Annotated in this window: 23 protein-coding genes; 7 read left to right on the top strand and 16 right to left on the bottom strand. The window is 75.1% G+C overall.

All coding sequences use genetic code 11. The annotated features are described in order from the left end of the window. Window positions 1-62 precede the first annotated feature (62 nt). The gene (locus tag SM611_RS26800; RefSeq protein ID WP_371952839.1) at window positions 63-743 is read right to left on the bottom strand and encodes a TetR/AcrR family transcriptional regulator; all 681 of its coding nucleotides are present in this window, start codon (window positions 741-743) and stop codon (window positions 63-65) included. A gap of 112 nt (window positions 744-855) precedes the next feature. Between SM611_RS26800 and SM611_RS26795 the strand changes: the two genes are divergently transcribed. The 4 genes from SM611_RS26795 to SM611_RS26780 all read left to right on the top strand — a co-directional run bounded on the left by SM611_RS26795 (window position 856) and on the right by SM611_RS26780 (window position 3,450). Next, window positions 856-1,524 (top strand): PaaI family thioesterase, encoded by a 669-nt coding sequence (locus SM611_RS26795; protein WP_371952837.1) that lies wholly within the window; start codon window positions 856-858, stop codon window positions 1,522-1,524. A gap of 104 nt (window positions 1,525-1,628) precedes the next feature. After that, window positions 1,629-2,096: an SDR family oxidoreductase gene (locus SM611_RS26790; RefSeq protein WP_371952835.1), complete on the top strand. Its 468-nt coding sequence runs from the start codon at window positions 1,629-1,631 to the stop codon at window positions 2,094-2,096. Between the two features lie 322 nt (window positions 2,097-2,418). Continuing rightward, a complete protein-coding gene (locus tag SM611_RS26785; RefSeq protein ID WP_371952833.1) occupies window positions 2,419-2,775 on the top strand; it encodes a VOC family protein in 357 nt (118 codons plus the stop codon). Window positions 2,776-2,808: 33 nt separating this feature from the next. Beyond that, window positions 2,809-3,450, top strand: a complete 642-nt coding sequence (locus SM611_RS26780; protein WP_371952831.1) for a glyoxalase — start codon at window positions 2,809-2,811, stop codon at window positions 3,448-3,450. 199 nt (window positions 3,451-3,649) lie between these two features. Here the strand turns inward: SM611_RS26780 and SM611_RS26775 are convergent, their stop codons facing one another. The 7 genes from SM611_RS26775 to SM611_RS26745 form a co-directional block, all read right to left on the bottom strand. Next, window positions 3,650-4,318, bottom strand: a complete 669-nt coding sequence (locus SM611_RS26775) for a sigma-70 family RNA polymerase sigma factor (protein WP_371952830.1) — start codon at window positions 4,316-4,318, stop codon at window positions 3,650-3,652. A 225-nt stretch (window positions 4,319-4,543) separates the two neighbouring features. Further along, window positions 4,544-4,789 (bottom strand): AAA family ATPase, encoded by a 246-nt coding sequence (locus SM611_RS26770; protein WP_371952828.1) that lies wholly within the window; start codon window positions 4,787-4,789, stop codon window positions 4,544-4,546. A gap of 339 nt (window positions 4,790-5,128) precedes the next feature. After that, a complete protein-coding gene (locus SM611_RS26765) occupies window positions 5,129-5,776 on the bottom strand; it encodes an alpha/beta hydrolase (RefSeq protein WP_371952826.1) in 648 nt (215 codons plus the stop codon). Then, window positions 5,777-6,079: a hypothetical protein gene (locus tag SM611_RS26760; protein WP_371952824.1), complete on the bottom strand. Its 303-nt coding sequence runs from the start codon at window positions 6,077-6,079 to the stop codon at window positions 5,777-5,779. It abuts the gene before it with no gap. Window positions 6,080-6,177: 98 nt separating this feature from the next. Beyond that, a complete protein-coding gene (locus tag SM611_RS26755) occupies window positions 6,178-6,951 on the bottom strand; it encodes an SDR family NAD(P)-dependent oxidoreductase (protein WP_371952823.1) in 774 nt (257 codons plus the stop codon). Window positions 6,952-7,046: 95 nt separating this feature from the next. Next, entirely contained in the window at window positions 7,047-7,460 is a 414-nt protein-coding gene (locus SM611_RS26750) for an OsmC family protein (RefSeq protein ID WP_371952821.1), read from the bottom strand. Window positions 7,461-7,744: 284 nt separating this feature from the next. After that, window positions 7,745-8,356: a helix-turn-helix domain-containing protein gene (locus SM611_RS26745; RefSeq protein WP_371952819.1), complete on the bottom strand. Its 612-nt coding sequence runs from the start codon at window positions 8,354-8,356 to the stop codon at window positions 7,745-7,747. A gap of 127 nt (window positions 8,357-8,483) precedes the next feature. On the opposite strand from SM611_RS26745, the gene SM611_RS26740 reads away from it, so the two are divergent. Continuing rightward, window positions 8,484-9,302, top strand: a complete 819-nt coding sequence (locus SM611_RS26740) for an NAD-dependent epimerase/dehydratase family protein (protein ID WP_371952818.1) — start codon at window positions 8,484-8,486, stop codon at window positions 9,300-9,302. Here SM611_RS26740 and SM611_RS26735 read toward each other — a convergent pair. The 8 genes from SM611_RS26735 to SM611_RS26700 all read right to left on the bottom strand — a co-directional run bounded on the left by SM611_RS26735 (window position 9,270) and on the right by SM611_RS26700 (window position 18,469). Continuing rightward, window positions 9,270-10,691, bottom strand: coding sequence for an FAD-dependent oxidoreductase (locus SM611_RS26735; protein ID WP_371952816.1), 1,422 nt, complete (start codon window positions 10,689-10,691; stop codon window positions 9,270-9,272). The two genes, SM611_RS26740 and SM611_RS26735, sit on opposite strands and share 33 nt — an antisense overlap. Window positions 10,692-10,955: 264 nt before the next feature. Beyond that, window positions 10,956-11,876: an alpha/beta hydrolase family protein gene (locus SM611_RS26730; protein WP_371952814.1), complete on the bottom strand. Its 921-nt coding sequence runs from the start codon at window positions 11,874-11,876 to the stop codon at window positions 10,956-10,958. Further along, on the bottom strand, window positions 11,873-12,520 hold the full coding sequence (locus SM611_RS26725; protein ID WP_371952812.1) for a neocarzinostatin apoprotein domain-containing protein: 648 nt from the start codon (window positions 12,518-12,520) through the stop codon (window positions 11,873-11,875). Before SM611_RS26725 ends, SM611_RS26730 begins: the two co-directional genes overlap by 4 nt. Before the next feature lie 17 nt (window positions 12,521-12,537). After that, entirely contained in the window at window positions 12,538-13,119 is a 582-nt protein-coding gene (locus tag SM611_RS26720; protein WP_371952811.1) for a neocarzinostatin apoprotein domain-containing protein, read from the bottom strand. Then, window positions 13,116-14,915 carry an ATP-binding cassette domain-containing protein gene (locus SM611_RS26715; protein WP_371952809.1) on the bottom strand — a complete coding sequence of 600 codons (1,800 nt, stop codon included), beginning with the start codon at window positions 14,913-14,915 and terminating at the stop codon, window positions 13,116-13,118. Before SM611_RS26715 ends, SM611_RS26720 begins: the two co-directional genes overlap by 4 nt. Then, window positions 14,912-16,063, bottom strand: a complete 1,152-nt coding sequence (locus SM611_RS26710; RefSeq protein WP_371952807.1) for a hypothetical protein — start codon at window positions 16,061-16,063, stop codon at window positions 14,912-14,914. Before SM611_RS26710 ends, SM611_RS26715 begins: the two co-directional genes overlap by 4 nt. Continuing rightward, the gene (locus tag SM611_RS26705; protein ID WP_371952805.1) at window positions 16,060-17,091 is read right to left on the bottom strand and encodes a WxL protein peptidoglycan domain-containing protein; all 1,032 of its coding nucleotides are present in this window, start codon (window positions 17,089-17,091) and stop codon (window positions 16,060-16,062) included. The genes SM611_RS26710 and SM611_RS26705 overlap by 4 nt, the downstream gene beginning before the upstream one ends. Before the next feature lie 58 nt (window positions 17,092-17,149). Continuing rightward, entirely contained in the window at window positions 17,150-18,469 is a 1,320-nt protein-coding gene (locus SM611_RS26700) for a WxL domain-containing protein (protein WP_371952803.1), read from the bottom strand. A gap of 173 nt (window positions 18,470-18,642) precedes the next feature. On the opposite strand from SM611_RS26700, the gene SM611_RS26695 reads away from it, so the two are divergent. Further along, window positions 18,643-19,311, top strand: a complete 669-nt coding sequence (locus SM611_RS26695; protein ID WP_371952801.1) for a class E sortase — start codon at window positions 18,643-18,645, stop codon at window positions 19,309-19,311. A gap of 56 nt (window positions 19,312-19,367) precedes the next feature. Beyond that, window positions 19,368-20,075 (top strand): hypothetical protein, encoded by a 708-nt coding sequence (locus tag SM611_RS26690; protein WP_371952800.1) that lies wholly within the window; start codon window positions 19,368-19,370, stop codon window positions 20,073-20,075. Window positions 20,076-20,106: the final 31 nt, after the last annotated feature.

Raw genomic sequence — 20,106 nt, 5'->3', positions numbered from 1 at the left:
AGGCGCCGCTCATCCCCGGGAGGCGGTCCGGCGGACGTGGTCGCCCCGCACGGTGGCGGCGCTCAGTCCCGGCGTTCGAGGTAGCCGGCGATCGATTCGGCCAGCACGGCGCGCGCGTCGTCGACGTCGGTCCAGGTGCTCAGGTGCTGCTCCAGGTAGAGGCCGTGGACGGCGGCCGGCAGGAGGTGGCGCACGCGCTCGAGCCGGTAGGCGTCGACGACCAGCCCGCGGAACGCCCGCGCATAGGCGCGCCGCCAGCGGCGGTCCCAGCGGGCGAGCTGCTCGGCCGTCCGCGGGTAGGTCTCGGTGAACTCGACCGTGCTGCGGGGCAGCAGGCCGCGCAGCGTCGCCACCGCCCGGCCCGGGGGCGAGTCGAGGGCCGCCCAGAGGGCGTCGACGATCCGTCCCATCCGTTCGGCGACGGACCCGTCGTCCATCTCCTTCCACGGCAGCATGTCGCCCTGGCCGGCGAGCTCGTCGAGGACCGCGGCCCAGAGCCCGTCGACGTCGCCGAACTGGTGCTGGACCGTGCCCCAGGTGACCCCGGCGCGCTTCGCCACGAGGTTGGCGCTGACCTCGGCGCCGTGCTCGCTGTCGGCGAGCATGGCGATCGCCGTCCTGATCAGCCGGGCGCGCGTCTCCAGACCGCGCCGGTTGAGCCGGGCGCCCCGCGCGTTCAGCGGGACGCCCGCGCCGCCGGTGCGCGCCGGCTCCCCGGTTGGGGCGGGCGAAGGCTCGGTCACGGGGCGATTGTAGATCGGGCGGCAGACCGCGAGGGGCATGTTGGGCACACTGTACATAGATATGTCTATGTGATTATTGATGGAGCCGGTGCATCCGGTATACGGTCGGCGCATGATGAGCCGCCGTTTCCCCGAAGCAGCCGCGGTGGGCGTCGGCGGCTTCGTCCGCGACGACACGCCGACCGAGCAGGTGGACCGCCGGGAAGCGGTGGTGGCGTCGCTGGCCGGAACCGTCCGCGACCTGGTCGACGCCACGATCCGCACGACCCTCGGCGACGCCGAGCTGCACCGGATCCGCGACGACCTCGCCGCGGTCGTCGACCGGCTGCGGGCCGGCCAGCTGCCCGGTCCGGCCGGGATCAGGTACAACTCCGAACGCCGCTCCTGGAACTGGGGCAATGCCGTGATGGGCGCGGCGAACGCGCTCGCTCCGCCGCTCGACGTCGTCCACGACGCGTCGGGCTGCCACGCCGACGTGGACCTCGGCGCGGCCTACGAGGGGCCTCCGGGGCTGGTGCACGGCGGGGTCTCCGCGATGCTCCTCGACCACATCATGGGCGAGACGGCGTCCGCGATGCGCCGGACGACCTTCACGGGGACGCTCACCACGCGCTACCGGCGCGGCACTCCCCTCGGCCCTCTGCGCCTTGAGGCGAGCATCGTCCGCGAGGAGGGGCGCAAGGTGTTCGTGGCCGGGTCGATCGCCGACGCCGACGGGGTGACCGTCGAGGCCGAAGGGGTGTTCATCCAGCCGGCGGGAGCGCCGGCGGCGGACGGGTGACATCCCGCTTTCCATAGAGGCCGCTATCTCTGTCGCTCACCGTGGTCGCGCCCGGAAGGAGCTCCGCCGATGTCCCCTTCGCCGGTGTCTGAGGGCGGGGCCCCGTGAGGTCGCTCGCGGACGGCGGCGTCGCCGTCGTCACCGGCTCGTCGCGCGGCATCGGCCTGGAGGTGGCACGGGGGGGCGTGAACAGCCTGACCTACGCGCTCGCGGCCGAGCTGCGCGAACACGGCGTCCGGGTGAACGCGGTCTGCCCCGGGGCCGAGACGCGCCTGTCGAGCGGAGCGGACTACGAGGCCGCCATCGAACGGCTGCACCGGCGGGGCATCCTCGACGACCTCATGCACGCCGGAGCGCAGGCGCCGCCTCCCGCCGAGTACGTCGCGCAGCTCTACCTCTTCCTCGCGACCACCGAGTCGGCCGACGTCACCGGCCGGGTGTTCGCCGGCGCGGGCGGCTACATCGGCGAGTTCCCGCGCCCGGCCGAGCGGTACCTGGCCTGGCGGGACCACGCCGCGTCCCCGCCGTGGACCCCCGACGAGATCGCCGCGCTGATCCAGGGGGACGGGTAGGCGGCGGACGCCCGCCGCCTCCCTCACGCCCCCACGGGGGCGAGGCCGAGGCCCGCGAGTGCCTTCGCGCCGCGATCTCGGCGTTGCTGAGATGGTCCCCGACCAGCTCCAGCACCTCGGCTTCCCGGGGCGAGGCATCCGCTGTCGCCGCCACTGTCCCCTTCTCTCGTACGCCCTCCGTGGCCCGTTCCGTGCTCGCGGTTCGTAGCGGCAGTACGTAGGCGGTTCCGTAGTCGCCACGGATGTGGCCGGGGCGCGCCCGGAGCGAGGCTGTGGGCAGTTGAACGACGGGTCGACACGGCCCACGACTCCAGGAGCGACCATGAGCGACTCCCCCGCCCGGGGCATCACGACGGTGCTGCATCCCGTGACCGACCTGGCGAAGGCCAAGGCGGTGTACGCCGCCCTGCTCGGCGAGGCACCGCAGGCCGACTCGTCCTACTACGTCGGGTTCGAGGTCGGCGGCCAGCACATCGGGCTCGTCCCGGGCGGCGGCCCGCAGAGCCTGACCTCCCCGGTGGCCTACTGGCAGGTGCCGGACATCGAGGCGAAGCTCGCCGAACTGACCGAGGCCGGCGCGGCCGTCAGGGAGGCCGCGCACGACGTCGGCGGCGGACGCCTGGTCGCCACCGTCACCGACCCGGACGGCAACGTCCTCGGGCTGATCCAGGACCACTGAGCACGCACACCGCCACGCGGAGAGGGAACCACCATGATCTCCTTCGAGACCATCACCCTGGAAGTCGCCGACCCCGCGTCCGCGGAGGCCTTCTACGAGGCCCTCGGCCTGGCCGCCCACGTGCGCGTCCGCGCGCCGGGCGAGCCGGCCGCAGTTTCCGGCGGCTCCGCCGGCTCTGGGGGCTTCGCGCTGTCGCTCGTCGCGTCCCAGCCCGGCAACGTCGACGCCCTCATCGGCGCCGCGCTCGGCGCCGGCGCCACGACGCTGAAGCCCGCAGCGAAGACGTTCTGGGGCTACGGCGGCGTCGTCCGGGCCCCGGACGGGACGGTCTGCAAGGTCGCGTCCTCCAAGAAGAAGGACTCCGCGCCCGCCGCCCCGGAGTTCGACCAGATCGCGCTGCTGCTGGGGGTCGCGGACGTCAAGGCGAGCAAGCGGTTCTACGCCGGCCGCGGCCTGGCCGTCGCCAAGAGCTTCGGCGGCAAGTACGCCGAGTTCGAGACCTCGTCGGCCGTCACGCTGGCGCTCTACCCGCGCCGCGCCCTCGCCAAGGACACCGGCGCCGCCGAGGAGGGTGCCGGCTCGCCCCGGCTCGTCCTGGCCGGCGGCGGTGCGCCCTTCACCGACCCGGACGGGTTCGCGTGGGAGTCCGCGCCCGTCCTGGACGCGGGGAGGTGAGGGACTCCGGCGAGGCGGGCGGGCCGGACCCCGCCTCCGGGCCCCGCGGCACGCTCGCCGCGCGGCCCGGAGGGCCAGGAGCCCGGCTACAGGCCCGGATAGGTGCGCCCCCGCAGGCGCCGCGCCACGTCGTCCACGTCGGCGACGAGCTCCCGCGCGACCGGCGCGCGTCGCCACCACTCCGTCCTCCCCGGACCCGTTACGCCGCGCCCTTGAGGACGGCGGGTTCGGGCGGGCCCGCCACGTCGGCGGCGAAGAAGTCCTCCAGGGCCGTGACGTTGCCTCGCTGCGCGGCGTCCAGGAAGGTCGTCAGGAGGCGCCGGTGCTCGCCGATGTCGATCGGTTCGCGCCGGGGAACGCTCAGGTGCTTGCGCGCACGGCTCACGAGCTGGCGGACGTTCGCCGGAGTGAGCTGGATGATCTCGGCTATCTGCTCGTAGGGATAGACGAACGCCTCGCGGAGGATGTAGGCGGCCCGCTGGGCCGGGGTGAGCTTCTCCAGGAGCAGGAGGAGGGCGGACTCGACCGCCTCGCCCCGCTCGGCCCCGGCGGCCGGGCCGTCGCCGGTGTCGACGGGCTCGGCCGGCCAGCGGCCGACGGTGGTCTCCCGGCGGACGCGGGCGGACTGCGCGGCGTTGATGGACAGCCGCGTCGTGATCAGGGCGAGGAACGCCGCGGGGTTGGCCACGGCCGAGCGCTCGCTGTTCTGCCAGCGCAGCCAGGTCTCCTGGACGATGTCCTCGGCCTCGGCCGGGCTGCCGAGCATCCGGTAGGCGATGCCGAAGAGGCGCGGACGCAGTTCGAGGAAGGCGGCGGCGGCCCGGTCGAGGGAATCCGCCTGGTCCTGCACGTCAAGAAGAGTGCTCATTCCAACCTTCAGGATATGGCGCCGGTCCGCGGCGGCGAACCGATGTCGGTGGACGTTATGCATTCACCATTTCGCGTCCGCTCAGGCATGGCATGACACGAACGCATGAGATCGCATTTCAGCAGCACAGGTAACTCTTCTGAAACTTTGGAAATTGTCTTTCGGGCGCACCTGAAGGCCGGATACCGCATGGATGAACGGATCCGCTCTGGAGACGCGGAGGTGTTATCCGGCTACCCGCTGCAGTGAATGCGCGCCGATCTCGGTGAGCTCGGCGACGGTCGACCGCAGCAGCACACCGAACGGGACCACCTCCCGACCGCGCTCCCCCGCCCCGCTGAGGACGCGGAGCGGGAGGGACTCCGCGATGGCCGGCGCCTCACGCATGAGGCGGCTCTTGCCGGCCCCGGGCGCCCCTTCGACGAGGAGGACGCCGCCGCGTCCCGCCCGCGTCATCCCCTGAACCGCCATGACCCCTCCGTCCTGCCGGCGGGCACCCGCCTCCGACACGTTTCACTGTCGCCGGGCACGGCCCCCGGTCGCATCAGGGAGACCCTGGCCCGGGTCCCTAGGCACGGGGCCGGGTCCCTGGGGCACGGCGGCTCGGGGTCAGAGGAGGGCTGCGCTCTGGTGGCGCGCCGTGGCGCCTTCGCGAACACCTTGCTCAGGTGGACTCGACGGTGCGCTTCCGGACGGTCTCGCCGGTGGCCCGCAGCTCGTGCGCGGCCCGGTCGGCGGAGCCAGAGGTGGGTGAGGTCCGGAGTGCGAGCGCGTGCCGGCCAGGGCGACGCGCCCGCATCCGTGATGCCCCTAGCCTGAGACCGCGTCGCGGATGGACGCGGCCACGGCGTCCGGCTGGGACACGGCGATCGCGTGCGAGGCGCCGGCGATCTCGCGGGTCCCCCGCGAGGAGGCCCGCTGGGCCATGAACCGCACCACCTCGGCCGGGATGTTGAGGTCCCGCTCACCGTAGACGAACCAGGACGGCTTGACGCGCCAGGGCGCCTCGCCGACGTTCAGGTCGTCGGTGAGCGCCCGCTCGGTCACCGGACGCTGGGTCGCGGCCATCAGGGCCGCCTCGCCGGCGTCGAGGTCGGCGCAGAACTGGTGGTGGAACTTGTCGTCGGCGATCCGGAACTCGTTGCCGCCGGTGGCGACCGGGTAGGCGGCCAGTGCGGCGCCCAGGGTGCTGCCCTCGAACTTCTCCGAAAGCTGGAACGCGGTCTCCCCCGCGTCGGGCGCGAAGCCGGCGACGTAGACCAGGGCGCGGACGGCCGGGTTCTCGGACGCCGAGTCGCCCGCGACCGCGAGACGGGAAGCCTCCAGACCCTCGTCCGCGCCGTGCTCGGTGATCCACCGGGCCGTGGCGTAGCCCTGCTCGATCGCGACCGGATAGCGCGCCTCCGGCGACCGGTCGTACTCCACGAACACCACCGCCGCGCCCGCCCCCACCGCCACCTACCGGACGAGCCGGTCATGCGTCCCGGCGTTGCCCAGAACCCACCCGCCACCGTGCATGTAGAGAACGACCGGAAGCACCCCCGCCGCCCCGGCCGGCTTCACGATCCGGACCCGCACGCCCCCGGCCCCGACCGGCACCGTGATCCACTTCTCCTCGACCTCCGGCATCACCACCGGGGCGGCCTGCAAGTCGTCCAGCACCTTACGGGCACCGTCGGGCCCGAGCTCGTACAGGAACGGGGGCTTGGACGTGGCGTCGGCGATCTCCTGCGCCGCCGGCTCCAGAATGCTGCCGCTCATGGCGTCCCCTCTCATCGTGGGTTACGCCAGATAAGACAGGGCGCTCGCGCGCCCTGTGACAGCCCGGGAAAGGAACCTCGCGCGGTGGCCGTGCCGGGTCAGCGGGGGAGCTGGCCGTCGTCGACCTTGATGACGGTCCCGGTGACGAACTCCGAGGCCGGTGAGACGAGGTAGAGGAGGGTGCTGTCCAGCTGGGCCGGGTCGCCCATCCGCTTGCGCGGGAGCGCGCCGGTGAAGTCGCCCACGCGCTCGATCATGCCGTCCATCATCTCCGAGGCGAAGTTGCCCGGGGCGATGGCGTTCACGTTGATGTGGTTGCGCGCCCACTCCACCGCGAGCGCCTCGGTCATCCGGTTCAGCGCGGCCTTGGTGGTCGAGTACAGGGCCGTGCCGCTGGTCGCCACGTAGAAGGCGGCCAGCGAGGAGATGTTCACGATGCGGCCCGGCCTGCCCTCCTCGATCAGGCGGCGGCCCACCGCGGACGCCAGCAGCCAGGGGGCGCGGAGGTTCGTCTCCAGCACGGAGTCCACCAGGTCCACGCTCATCTTGTGCACGAGCGCGGCGTCCGGGATCCCGGCGTTGTTGACCAGGATCGTGATCAGCCCGCACGCCTCCTCCACGGAGGCGACCGCGGCCTTGATCGCCTCCGCGTCGCGCACGTCCAGGGGAACGGCGTGCGCGCGCCCGCCGTCCTCCTCGATCTCCTTCACCAGGGTCTCCAGCCGCTCGGCGCGCCGCCCGGCGACCGCCACCGTCGCCCCCGCCGCCGCCAGCACCTTGGCGAACCGGCGCCCCAGCCCGGAGGTGGCCCCGGTCACCAGCGCCACCTGGCCGGTCAGGTCATGGGAGACGTTGGGCAGTGGAAAGGACATCGGTTCCTCCTCGGACGCCGCGGACGGTCCCCCGTACTCAACACCCTCGGCCCGCGGCCCGCCCACCCGGCCTCCCCGAAGCGGTCCCGCCGCCGTCAGGCGACCCGGGCGGGGCTCTCCAGGTGGACGCCGATGCGCGGCGGGTCGAGGAGCGAGTTGTGGACCGTGCAGCGATCGACGGCGGCCAGCATCCCCTGGGTCTCCGCCTCCGAGAGCCGGGCCGGCGGGCGGAACCGCAGGTCGACGTGCGACACGCGGGGCGGGACGCTCGGGCCCATGGTGTAGCCGGCGGTGACCTCCAGACCCGTGGCGGGCAGGCCGTGCCGGGCCAGGTAGCGGCGTGCGTAGTGGGCCGCGCACGCGGCCAGCGACGCGACGAAGAGCTCCACGGGGGTCGGCCCGATGTCCATTCCGCCCGCCGAGTACGGCTGGTCGATATGGATCACGTGGTCCCTGACGAGCACGGCGAAGGCGTCGTCTTCGCGATGGACGACCAGCATCTCCCTCATTGGACCGTCTCCTCTGCTCCGGGCTGCTTCTCCTTTTCCCAGCGTCCGGCCTGGTAGGCGGCGCGGGTAAGGGCCGAAGGTCCCGGCGGCGCGGGACGCAGGGCACCGGCGCGGTCCACGACCGTGACCGCGGCCCGCCAGGGCCGGCTCGCGGGCGCAGGCGGTGCCGATGATCCCGGCGCCGAGCACCACGACCCGCGTCATCGCCCCTTCCGAACGTTCGGTAAAGCGAACGATGCCGGGCGTACGTCCGCCGCGCACGGGAGGTCAATGCCCGCGGACCGTCAGGGCATGCCGCCCCGGTGCGGGGGTTCGGCGGGGGCGGCGTGGGGCCGCTGCCCGGCGCCGTACTGGAGCAGCAGGACGGAGCGCACCGTGCCGTCGAGCGCGGCGTAGGAGTGCGGGAGGCGGGCGTCGAAGCCGATGTAGTCGCCCGGCCCCAGCTCGACGTCCCGGCCGTCGACCCGCACGGCCAGCCGTCCGGCCTGGACGATCGTGTGCTCGGTGCCGGGGTGGCCGGGCGAGTCCTGCCGGCGGCCGGGCCTGAACCGCTGGTCGTACACCTCGACCAGGGCGCCGCCGGCCGCGATGCCGCGCAGCGGGCGCAGCTCGGCGCCCTCGCCGCGCAGCACGTCCGCCTCGGCCGCGCGCACCACCGTCGGCCCGGACCGGTCCCGCCGGTCGAGCAGCCCGGAGATCGGGACCTCCAGCGCCCGCGACAGGCTGAACACGGTCTCGATGGTCGGGTTGCCCGCCCCGGCCTCCAGTTGCGAGAGCGTCGCCTTGCCGATCTTCGAGCGGCGGGACAGCTCCGACAGGGACAGGCCGAGCTCCAGCCGGGCGCGCCGCAGGTTGCCGGCCAGCACCTCCCGCACCGACTCCCCTGACGCGCCCACGCTCCGCCCCCGTCCCGTGCGGTCCGATCCCGCCGCGTTCGATCTATCGAACGCTCAGTCTAGCGGCGGACCGGACGCACGGCACATGGCAAGATGGAAACGATGTTTCCATCTTGGGAGGGCAACGGTGCGGTACGCGGTGATCGGGTGCGGCAATGTCGGCATGGAACTCGCCCGGCGGTGGGTCTCCCGGGGGCACGAGGTCGTCGGGACGACCACGTCCGCGGCGCGGGTCGGCGAACTTGAAGAGGTGTGCACGGACGTCGCCGTGCTGCGCGGCGCGGACAAGGCGGCCGTGGCCGCCGCGACCGAGGGGGCCGACGCGGTCGTCCTCACCGTGAGCCCCCGGTTGTCGCGCTCCTTCGACGCCGCCCAGCGGGTCGCCGAGTACGCCGACACGCTCGCGGCGAGCGCGCGGACAGCCGCCGCCGTCCATCCGCGGGTCGTGTTCACCAGCTCGACGTCGGTCTACGGCGCGGGCGGCGGAGCGTTGATCGACGAGACGGGCCCGACGACCGACGACGAGGACGCGTCGCCGCGCAACTTCATCGCGGCGGAGGAGGCGGTGCTCGCGACGCCGGGCGGCGCCGTCGTGCGCATCCCTGACGTGTACGGCCACCCCAGCGACATCGACTACCCGGCCCGGGTGAGGTTCGCGCACGAGGTGCTGGGCGGGAGCGTCCCGTTCTCGGCCGACGCGCTGCTGTACCGGATCGACTACCGGGACGCGGCGGCGGCGCTCGACTTCGTGGTGAGCGAGGGACTGACCGGCGTCTACAACGCCTTCCCGGACGCGGAGGTCCCGCCGACGAACGCGGCGGCGTTCGCGGAGATCTGCGCGGCCGAGGGGCTGCCGGAGCTGACCTACCGGGGCGAGATCAGGACGCCGGAGGTGCCGGTGTCGTCCGCGAAGCTACGCGCGGCCGGGTTCGCGTTCGCGCACTGAGGCCAGGTTCCGTCCGACGATGCGGCCGAAGGCGAGCGCGGGCGTGAGGCACATGCCCGAGCAGAACGCGTTGCCGTTGACGGCGGCGGAGCCGATGACCTCGCCCACCGCGTACAGGCCGGGGACGGCGCGGCCGTCCTCGCGCCGCACCCGCAGCCGCGCGTCGACGTCGAGGCCCGCGAACGTGATCAGCGTGACGGGGTGGTTCTCGACGGCGTAGAACGGCGGCTCGCCGATCGGCGCGGGCAGGTGGCGGCGGCCGAAGTCGCCGTCGGCTCCGGCGGCGACGGCGGCGTTGTACCGCGCGACCTCGGCGGTCAGCCCGGCCGGGTCGATGCCCGCGCGCCGGGCCAGCCCGGCGAGGTCGCCGGCCTTGTGCAGGCCGCGCCTCCGCCCGCACCGGGCGTCCAGTTCGGCGGGGCTCCAGCCGTGGACCATCGGCCGGGACTCCCGCAGCGCGCGGGCGTCGAAGACCATCCAGAAGGTCATCCGGTCGACGCCGGTCAGCACCCGCTCCTTGCGGTCGATGCTCGGCTCGTCCTCGGCGATCCAGCGCCGGCCGTGCCGGTCCACGTAGATCTCCCACGGCGGGCGCTCGGCCGCCACCAGCTGCGGCCGGTTCAGCCAGTCGACGCGCGGGTCGTCGCCCTCCGGGGGCATGCCGCCGAACGTCGGGATGTACTGGCCGAGGCCCTGCAGCGCCGCGCCGATCCGGCGCGCCATGAGCAGGCCGTCGCCCGTGGAGGTCGGCGCGGCCGACGTCGTCAGCGGCGCGCCCTCCAGTTCGGCGAACAGGTCGGGGGCATGGCCGAAGCCGCCCGTCGCGAGCACGACGGCCGGCGCCCGCTCGCTCCGGCCGGCGGTCACGCCGGTGACGGCCCCTCCCTCGGCGAGCAGGCCGGTGACGCGCGTCCCGCAGCGCACCTCGATCCGCCCGTCCCGGGTGTGGGGTTCCAGCAGGCGGCGCAGCGTCCGCAGGATCGCCGGGCCGCCCGGCGTCTCGGCCGCGTGGACGGTCCGCGGCGTGGTGTACGGCTCGTGCCCGTAGACGATGCGCGGGGTCGCCGGGTCGATCTCGTAGCCCGCCGCGAGGAGCCATTCCAGGACGGCGGGCTGCTCGCCGAGCGAGAGCCGGGTGAGGTCCTCCCGCCCGGTGCCCCGGCTGATCCGCCGGATGTCGGCGAGATGCCGTTCGGGGTCGTCGTCGATGCCGCGCTCGCGCTGGGCCGAGAAGCCCCCGGCGGACAGGTGCCCGCCCGAGTACGGCAGCGCCCCGCCGATGTCCGCCGCCTTCTCCAGGACGAGCACCCGCGCGCCGGCGTCCGCCGCCGCGATCGCACAGGCCAGCCCGCCCGGCCCGGCACCGACGACGATCGCGTCGAACGCCATGACGCCTCCATGTTTCGCTCAGGGATACAGTGTTTCTCTTGATGGGGACATGGTCAAGGGCGGGCGCGAGGGCGGCCGGATGCACTGGTCCCATGTCCTCGGGCATGACCACGGCACGCCGGGCCGGGCCAAGGCGCGGACCCGCCTCCCTGGAGCCGGTCCACCGGCCGCTGGGACGGCGACGGGATGCAGCCCGCGGGAGAACGCGGAGAAGCCCCGCAGGCCGGTCCCTCGGTACCTGCGGGGCTTCCCTTCCGGCCCGCGTCAGCGGACGTAGCGGACGGTGACGGAGGGGTCGACGGCGTCTCCGACGCCCCACAGCCAGACGCCCGACCAGACGTCGCCCAGGACGGTGCGAAGGAACATCGCGCTCCAGCGGGCGGACGCCTTGATGCTCGTCTCCTGGGAGACCGTCTGCGCGGACGGGTCCGGGGCGGCCCCCGCCGGGTTCTGGACGTCCGTGATCCCGTAATGGTTGGCGCCGGTCACGGACACGAGCATCTTCGGCGGCGCCTGGATCGCGTCGTAGGTGCCCTCGGCCGCCGCCGGGGCGGCCATCCCGTCCGCGGTCCCCTGCACGAGGGCGACCGGGACGGTGTTGGCGACCGGCGGGTTGCCCGCACCGCCCGGCGGGGTGTTGGTGGTGCCGAACAGGGCGGCGCCCTTCAGCTCGGCCGGCTTCGCGGTGGGCGTGCCGCAGAACGGCGGCGCGCACGCGCCCGTGGTGAGGGTGAGCGCCGCCGCCCCGCCGAAGGAGTGGCCGAGCAGCACCAGGGAGCCGGTGTCGATCCTGTTTTTGAGCGGCGAGGCGGCGCGGGCGTCCTCGTCCCGCGCCCAGGCGACCGTCCAGGACGCCTGGGCCTCCTCGGCGAACAGGCCGCTCTGCCCGAAGATGACGCGGTGGTGGTCGGGCACCACGACGACGAAGCCGTACCCGGCGACCGCGCGGGCGTAATCCGCGTACGCGGACCGGCTCACGTTGGCGCCCTGGAGCAGCAGCGCCACCGGCAGGTCGGCCCGGATGTCGGACGGGGCGGGCGCGTACACGTCCGCCGGGTCGCCGTTGACGGTGGTCGCGAACGCGATGGGGGCGTCCTCCCGCGCCGCCGCGGGGGCGGCCGGGAGGACGGTCACGGCGAGCGCGGCCGCGACGGCGCCGGCGGCCAGGGTACGGGCGAGGCTCACGAGTGGCCCCTCCGGCGGCGCGGGATGATGAGCAGAGCGGCGCCGCCCGCCATGACGAGCGCGGAGGCGACCAGCGCGTAGGTGGGCACGCCGTCGGGGCTGCCGGTGTTCGGCAGGTCGTTGCCGCCGGCGTTGCCGCCGCCCGTGCCGCCGCCGCCGTCCCCGTCGTCCCCGCCGGAGCCCCCGTCGCCGCCGCCACCGGTGCCGGCGGCGAAGCCGACCGGGATCTCGGCCGTGTTGGGCCCCTGATTGCCGGGCGCGGTGACCGCGATGACGCAGGCCCCGGTCTTGGTCGTGCAGTCGACGCCGCCCGCCTTGGCGACGATCTTGATCTTGGCGTCCTTGGACTTGGCCTTGGTGATGAAGTTGCCCTCGGCGTCCGTGCCGCCGAGGATCGCCCCGCCGGTGTCCTGCGCGGCGCAGTCGCTCGGGAGCTTGGGCTTGGGCTTGCACAGGCCGAGCGTCACGAACGTCTCGTTCGGCGTCATGCCGCTCACCTGGACGGTGATCGTGTCGCCCGCCTTCAGTCCGGTGGTCTTGCTGGCGGTGATCTTCGGCGCGGCCAGCGCGGACGGCGCGAACGCCAGCACGCCGGCCGCCGCGATCGCGGCGACGGTGCCGGCACGTCTTCTGATTCCGGTCACGATGGAGCTCCTTCTGGTTATCGGCTGCGGCGTTGGACGACGGTGACGATGGCTCCGGCGAGGACGATCAGGCCGGCGGTGAGTGCCCACAGCGGGGTGGACGGGCCGTCCACCCCGGATCCGGCGCTCGCGGCGGGTGCCGCGGACGTCCGGACGGCGTCGCCCCCCTTGAAGGACGACCCCTTGAACCCGACGCGGACGATCGCGGTGTTGGCGTCGACGACGGTCTTCGGCACGGCGCCCGGCAGGGGGCCCGCGCCGATGACGCACTGCTGCGTCATGCAGTCGATCCCGCTGAACTCGGCGTGCGTCTTCAGCGTGACCTTGGGGAGCCCTCCCTTGGCGTCGACGTTGACGAAGGTGGCGCCGCCGCCGAGGTCGCAGTCCTTGAGCCCGTTGGTGTAGCCCTCCCGGCACAGGCCCACGGCGACCGACTTCAGCCCCGGCCGGAACCCGCTCCCGGTGACGGTGATGGTGTCGCCCTCGGCGAGGTCGGTGCTTCGGCTGACCTGGAGCGCGGGCGCCGGCGCGGCTCCGGCGGCGGTGAGCGGAAGCGCCGGGGCGCTCAGCACGGCCGCGGCGAGGGCGATCGCGATCACTGGGCGGAACCTCCGGTGCTGCGGGCCGCCGCGGGTCGGCGGGCCTCGTCGGGCGCGGGGACGGGGATCTCGGTGACGCGGTCGCGTCCGACGGCGTAGCCGCGGTGGGCGAGCGCGTGGACCTCGGCGGCGGCGGGCACGGTGACCAGCACGGTGGTGCCCGCGGCGGCGAGCCTGCGCAGCACGGCGTGGACGGCTCCCGCGCACGGGCCGGCGGCGATGCCGTCCACCAGCAGCAGCCGGGGCCGGGTGAGCAGCGCCTCGGCCAGGGAGAGCAGGGTCCGCTGGGGGTCCGTCAGCGACCGCGCGTGGTGGTGGCCGAGGCCGTGCAGCGCGGGGAAGACCTCCAGAACGGCGTGCGCGGCGCCCTCCGGGTCGGCGTGCCCCAGGGTGCGCGCGTGGGCGGCCAGTCCCTCGGCGACCGGGCGGCCGTCCGGGACGTGCGGGTCGGGGCCGGCGAGATGGCAGAGGCCGAGCCGCATCCGCAGGCCGGCGTCGAGCGCGGTCACGTCGGCGCCGTCCAGCCGCACCCTGCCGCGGCAGGGCGTGCGGCCCGCCAGGGCGGCGAGCAGCGTGCTCGCGCCGGGGCCGGACAGCGCGACGGTCTCGCCCACCGCGACCGTCAGCCCGGCGCCGCGCAGCGGAACCTTCCCGCGCGGCACCGACAGGCCGCGGACGTGCAGGAACGGGCCGGGCGGGGGCTCGGGGCCGCGGACGCGCAGCGCCAGCAGCGCGCCGAGGACCGGCGGCAGGGCCGTCAGCGTCAGCGCGGTCCCCTCGTCGAGGGCTCCGCGCAGGGCGGCGGCGCACCCGAAGCCGGCCATGCCCCCGGTCACGGCGGCGGCCCCGGTGAGACCGGCCGCCGCCAGAAGGCGCGATTCTGGCAGCGGCCGGAGTACGGCGGCGTCGAGCGCGGCGGTGGCCAGGCACGCGGCGGCCAGGGCGACCGCGAACCCGGCGGCGAGCGATTCGGGGCCGGGCGCGGTCGCCATCAGCGGCGCCGCCGCCGCGCCCGCGAGCAGCAGCCACGGGATGGTCTGCGCGGCGCCCGCGGCCCGGCGCCCGAGGACGACGAGCACGAGCGCGGGCAGCAGCGCCCACGCCAGGTACCGGACGGCGTCGGCGCCGAGCAGGTCCCACCGGAACGTCAGCAGGTGCAGCCCGCCCATCAGGGAGGCGCCCACGATCCATCCGGCGGACAGGTGGGCGGGCAGGGCCGGCCGGACGTCCCGGAGGGCGCCCCGCGCGACGGGCCGGACGGGCGGGTCCTCCTCCCCCACGGTTCCGGCGGCGAGGAGGGCGGCCAGGACGGCGGCGAGGACTCCGGCGACCACGAGCGCCGTGCCCGGGTCGGCGGAGCGGCTGGTCGCGAGCCACGCCGCGGCGGCCGTCCCGGCGAGCGCGGCGGCCTGGCCCCACGCGGCGGTGCCGGGCGTCCGGGCGGCGCGCGCCCGGGGCACGGCGAGCAGCGGGCTCGCGAGGAGGCCCGCCGCCATCAGGCCGGTGGCGAACACCGGCACCGCGGGGACCGCCCCCGCCAGCGCGGTGGCGGCCCCGGCGAGCACGCCGCCGGCGGCGGCCAGCCCGGACGGACGCACCCGGCGGGCCGCCCGCAGCACGCCGGCCAGGCCGGCGCAGGCGAGCAGGAGCCCGGTCAGCGCCATGTAGTCCACCACGTCGCCGGGGATCTTCACGACGCCGCCGAGCGCGTCGGCGAGCAGCAGCACCGTCCCGCCCGCCAGCGGCGCGGACGCGGCTCCCGCGGCCTCGGCCGCGCGGCGCGGCGCGGCGCTCATCGCGCGTCGTCCTTCCCGGAAGGCCCGGAGGGACCGGTTCCGGTGTCGGCCCCCGGCATGGCGAGGAAGCGCTCCAGCGCCTCGGCGTCGACGGTCTCCGCGGCCTCGCCGGTCCGGCGCTCCAGGTAGCCGAGCAGCTCGTCGCGGTCGAGCACGTAGGCGCCGGACGGCGACGGCGCCACCGAGTCCAGGTACCCGACCACGTCCTTGAGCTCGACCGTCCGGGCGGGGCGCGGCGCCTCCTGCGGGGACGCGGAGGGGAGTGCCGCGCGGCGACGCCGGCGGCGGGCCCGCGCCCACCGGCCCAGCGTCAGCCGGATGCCGAGCAGCAGGAGCAGCGCGGCGAGCGCGTTCACGCCGAGCAGCCCCCAGGGGTAGGTGGTGAAGGTGGTCTCGAACGGGACGGAGCCGGCGTACCGGCCGCCGACCACGAACTGCCCGAAGGCGGCCGGGGGCAGCTCCACCGGGATCCGGTAGGTGGCGGTCTGCCCGGGACGCAGCGTGCCGGTCTTCGGCGCGTCCAGCGGGCTGTCGGGGGTGTCGCCGGCGCCCCAGCCGACGACCAGCGGCGCGTTCTCGATGGGGTCGGCGCCCGCGTTGCGGATCCGCAGCACCAGGGTGCGCTTCGGCCGGCCGCCGAACAGCTCGCCGCGCTCCCCGCCGCCGACGACCTCCAGGCCCACGACGTCCGCGCGGACGGGCGCGACGTCGGGGCGGACGCGCTCGACGGGGTGCCCCTCGACGGTGAACGGCGCGGTGACCGTCGCCGGCGTGCCGGGGCCGCCGGGCAGAGTGCCGACGCGGACGACGCAGGGGCACGCGGCGGGCGGCGCGCCCACGGTCAGCCCGGCCTCGAACGCGCCGGTGGGGGCGACCATCGCGGTGACGCCGCGCTCGGTGTCGCAGTCGGCCGAGCCGTGCACCGCCTGGGCGCCGCAGACCTGGACCTGCACGGTGGCGCCGGGCGTCCAGGAGCTGCCGCGGATCCGGGCGGTCGTGCCGGCGGCGGCCGAGCCGGGCTCGACGGTGACGCCGGGCGCCGCCCTCAGCGACGCCGGGGGTCCCGCCGGCAGGGCGCGGGCGGGCGCGGGCAGGACGGTGAGGAAGGCCAGGACGGTGAGCAGGACGGCGGCGGGGCGGAGCCTCACAGGAAGACCCCCTTCTCGCCCGGGGTGAGCCCGGCCCGCTCCCGCCAGCGGCGGATCAGCCGGGGCAGCACGGACCACAGCAGGAACACGGCTCCGGCGAAGGCCAGGAGCGCCACCCAGGGCACGACGACGAACCCGGTCTGCGCGCGGACGTCGATGCCGCCCGCGGCGACGAGCTCCACCCGCACGGTGACGGCCTCCAGGCCGGGCGTGCCGTCCCAGGGCACGGTGATGTCGGTCCGCTCGCCTGGCAGGATCTCCGGCAGGCGCCGGTCGGGCCACCGCTTGATCTCGCGGCCGAACGCGCCGGTCGCGCGGACGCGGGCGGTCGGCGAGATCCGCTGGTTGCCGGTGTTGACGACGGTGTAGCGGATCGTCCCCCGCCCGTGCTGGACGAACGGGACGGCCGGGTCGCTGCGCCGCACGCCGAGGCCGGCGGCGCGCAGGCCGGGGGTGAGCGGCCCGGAGACGCGCAGGTAGACGCGGGCGCCGACGGCCCGCCGCACCCCGACGCGGGCGCCGCCGCCCTCTTGGACGCTCTCGATCGCCGTGTTCAGCGCGACGACGCCGCCGATGTGCTCACCGGGGGTGGCGTTGGCGGGGATCTTCAGCGTGAAGGGGATCTCCTTCGCGGTCCGCGCCGGGATCTTCGCGGTGGCGGACTTCAGCGAGATCCAGGCGCCGACGTCCCGGGGCGCCTCCTCGGCGGTGCGCAGCGCGAACCCGGCGTCGCGTGGCGTGTTGTAGGCGTCGGCCCCGTACACCCGGAACGTGATGGGCCGGTCCGTGAGGTTGGTGATCCGGACGACGTCCCGGACGGTCTTGCCGGGCGGCGCCTCGAACGCGAAGAAGGGCCGCGCGGCGAGGGCCCCGCTGCGGTTGGCGGGCCCGACCGACCAGGCCCCGTTCCCGGTCGCGGGGACGGGGGCCGGCTCGGCGGCCGCCGCCGCGCCGCCGGGCACGGCGGTGCCGGCGGCGAGCGCGGTGGCGAGCAGCGCCGCGGCGGCGATCCGGTGTCCGGGGGTCATCGATCACCTCGTTGCGGCCGGGCGGAGCGCGCCGCCCGGCCGCGGGGGTTCGGCACGGTCAGGACAGCGTCAGGGTGAGGACGGCGGTGTAGCGGCCCGCGCCGGTCGCCGGCGGGACGGTGAGCTTCAGCCCGGCGCCGGCGGTGAACGTGCCGCCGACGATCTGCCCGGCGCCGTCGGGCGCGCTGCACAGCGTGGCGGCCGTGGTGGTGTCGAGCGGTCCGGCGCTGCCCGGCGTGACGGCGCTGGCGCCCGGCGCGCCGGTGCACGACGGCGTCCAGGTCAGCTTGCCCGCCGGGATCTTCGTGCCGGCGGGGGCCGAGAAGTCGGTCATCGTGCCGGTGAGCGACCATCCGGTGCTGCCGCCGCGCGCGTCGATGACCTCGACCTGCTTGAGCGACCCGGTCGCGGTCTGCTCGGTGCCGTCCAGCGTCACGGGGGTGAGGTCGACCTCGCCCGCGGCGCGGGACATGGTGAGCGGCCCGCCGTTGACGGTCAGGTTGATCTTCTGCTCGCCGCACCGCTCCGCGGGCTGGTCGGCGCACGCGCCGGTGGGCGGCGGCGTCTTCTCGGTGACGGTGAGCGCGACGCTCCGGCTCACCGCGCCCTGGGTGATCACGAGGGTGCGGGCGCCCGGCGCGGCGGACTCGGCGACGGTCGCCGACGCGGTGAGCTTCCCGGCGGCGTCGGCGGAGCCCGTCGCACCGGTCAGGTCGCCGGGCGCGCACGCGCCGCCGCCGGCGTCGCACAGCGCCAGCTCGACCGGGCCGGGGGCCCAGCCGGCGCCGGTGACGCTGACGGCCCCGCCCTGGACGACGGTGGACGGGCTGACCGAGGCGCCGGGCCCGCCCTCCCCCACGCCGATCGTCGCGAGGGGCGCGGCGGCGGACTTGGGCGCGCAGGTGATGGTGGCCTGGGCGCCGGCCTCGGCGACGATCGTCAGCGCGGCGGGCGCGATCTTCACGTCGCCGGCGGCGGCGAGCGTGAGCTTGCCGGAGACCGTGCCGATCGGCAGCTCGCCGTACGCGGGGATCGTCTCGGTCCGCTTGGGCGCCTGGATCGGCACCGAGCCGGTCTGCGCCCCGGAGACGGCCAGGGTTCCGGTGGTGGTCCAGGAGTTGACCGGCAGCGGCGCGACGCCGGGCAGGTTCGAGAAGTCGGCGTCGACCGTGACCTCGTCGCCCACCTCGGCCGACGCGGGGGCCGATACCGTCACGGTGGCGTTGTAGTCGAAGACGGTGCTGAAGATCTTGCACTGATACGGGACCTGGCCCGTATCGGCGAGCACGGCGCCGGCCGTGGCCACCGGCACCGTGACGGCGCCGGCCGCGGTGACGACCGCGGCGGCCCCGCGCAGTGCGGTGCGTGTGCGTCTCATGTTCGTCGTCGCTCCTCTCCGACTCTGTTTCGGAGGGGGAAACAGAGTTTCGCAACGTCCGGATAGCGAAACCGCTGCGGGCCGACGATGTCAAGGGGCGGACGGCACTGGAAACCCAATCGTTTCACTCTGGAGATCGCCGTTTCCCTTCGAAAGGGTTACGGTTCCTGGCCATGCGGACGGTGCTGCGAACCATGGCCGAGTTGTCGTTGACCGCCGGCCTCGTCCTCGCCCTGTTCGTCGGCTACCTCTCCTGGGGCACCGGCGAGTACACCCACCGGCAGCAGGGCGACCTGCACGACGACCTCGAGCAGCAGTGGAACACCGCGCGGGCCAGGAAGCTCGCGGCGGCCGGGACGCGGCAGCGGGTGGCGGCGGCCGCCCCCGCGCCCTCCGAGGGCCGGGCCTACGCGCGGCTGCGGGTGCCGAAGTTCGGGTCGTCCTACCAGTACACGGTGGTGGAGGGCGTCGGGGTCGCCGACCTGCGCAAGGGACCCGGCCACTACCCCGGGTCGGCCGGGCCCGGCGAGGTCGGGAACATGGCGATCGCCGGCCACCGCACCACCTATGGCGGGCCGTTCGAACGCAACGGCGAGCTGGCGCGCGGCGACGAGATCCTCATCGACACGGCCACCATGACCTACTCCTACAAGGTGACCAACAGGATCGTGGTGCGGCCGAGCCGCACCGACGTGACCGCGCCGGTCCCGGGCAGGCCCGGCCGCAGGCCCCGCACGGCGATGCTCACCCTCACCACCTGCCACCCGAAGTTCTCCGCCGCCTACCGCCTCGTCGTCTTCGCCGAGCTGGCCGGGCGGCGGGCGAGGACCGCCGCCGCCTGAGCACCCGTGTTACGGTTCGCACAGCGAAACGCGGTTTCCAAACAAGGAGGATGGACGTGGGGGCGCACGAACACGGCTGGTGGATCCTGCTGCACCTGGTGCTCTTCGTCTTCTGGCTGGGCGGCGACCTCGGGGTCTTCTACTCCAGCCGGTACGTCCTCAAGCCGGACCTGCCCCCGGCCGCGCGGGCCACGGCGCTCAGCGTGATGAGCGGGCTCGACCTCGGCCCGAAGATCTGCCTGGTGCTGTTCCTGCCGAGCGGGGTGACGCTCATGGCGCTGGACCCGCACGGCGCCGAGGTGTTCGGCGCGCCCGCCTTCGGCTGGTGGCAGGTCCTGCTCGTGTGGCTGTTCGCCGCGGGCTGGCTCGCCGCCACGGTCGCCGACCACCGCACGCACGGCCGCTTCCCCTGGGTGCGGCGGGCCGACTGGGCCGTCCGGATCGCGCTCATCGCCGCGCTCGCCGGCACGGCCGCCTACACCCTGCTCGCCGACCGCCCGTTCGGCGTCACCACCGACCCGCGCTGGCTCGGCGGCAAGGTCGCCCTCTACACCGCCGCCATCGCCTGCGGGCTCGGCATCCGGATCACGCTGCGGCCCTTCGGGCCCGCGTTCGGCGCGCTGATGAGCGGCGGCTCCACCCCGGACGTCGAGCGCACCCTCAAGCGCGCGGTGGACGGCTGCCTGCCCTACGTGTTCGGCATCTGGACGGCCGTCCTCGGCGCCGCCGCGCTCGGCGTCCTCAAGCCCGGCGCCGACCTGTGACCGGCGGCCCCGGTGCCTCCCGCCGCGTCCC

Origin of the sequence: Actinomadura monticuli (assembly GCF_041463655.1) — a bacterium.
Lineage (GTDB): Bacteria > Actinomycetota > Actinomycetes > Streptosporangiales > Streptosporangiaceae > Spirillospora > Spirillospora monticuli.
This window is presented reverse-complemented; position numbering and strand designations above follow the sequence as displayed.

Coding starts and splice junctions, on each gene's coding strand:
- SM611_RS26770 (WP_371952828.1), bottom strand. CDS start 4,789: ATGGCGGTTCAGGGGATGACGCGGGCGGGACGCGGCGGCGTCCTCCTC.
- SM611_RS26695 (WP_371952801.1), top strand. CDS start 18,643: ATGCGGACGGTGCTGCGAACCATGGCCGAGTTGTCGTTGACCGCCGGC.
- SM611_RS26750 (WP_371952821.1), bottom strand. CDS start 7,460: ATGAGGGAGATGCTGGTCGTCCATCGCGAAGACGACGCCTTCGCCGTG.
- SM611_RS26715 (WP_371952809.1), bottom strand. CDS start 14,915: ATGAGCGCCGCGCCGCGCCGCGCGGCCGAGGCCGCGGGAGCCGCGTCC.
- SM611_RS26775 (WP_371952830.1), bottom strand. CDS start 4,318: ATGAGCACTCTTCTTGACGTGCAGGACCAGGCGGATTCCCTCGACCGG.
- SM611_RS26755 (WP_371952823.1), bottom strand. CDS start 6,951: ATGTCCTTTCCACTGCCCAACGTCTCCCATGACCTGACCGGCCAGGTG.
- SM611_RS26705 (WP_371952805.1), bottom strand. CDS start 17,091: ATGACCCCCGGACACCGGATCGCCGCCGCGGCGCTGCTCGCCACCGCG.
- SM611_RS26735 (WP_371952816.1), bottom strand. CDS start 10,691: ATGGCGTTCGACGCGATCGTCGTCGGTGCCGGGCCGGGCGGGCTGGCC.
- SM611_RS26785 (WP_371952833.1), top strand. CDS start 2,419: ATGAGCGACTCCCCCGCCCGGGGCATCACGACGGTGCTGCATCCCGTG.
- SM611_RS26760 (WP_371952824.1), bottom strand. CDS start 6,079: ATGAGCGGCAGCATTCTGGAGCCGGCGGCGCAGGAGATCGCCGACGCC.
- SM611_RS26780 (WP_371952831.1), top strand. CDS start 2,809: ATGATCTCCTTCGAGACCATCACCCTGGAAGTCGCCGACCCCGCGTCC.
- SM611_RS26795 (WP_371952837.1), top strand. CDS start 856: ATGATGAGCCGCCGTTTCCCCGAAGCAGCCGCGGTGGGCGTCGGCGGC.
- SM611_RS26700 (WP_371952803.1), bottom strand. CDS start 18,469: ATGAGACGCACACGCACCGCACTGCGCGGGGCCGCCGCGGTCGTCACC.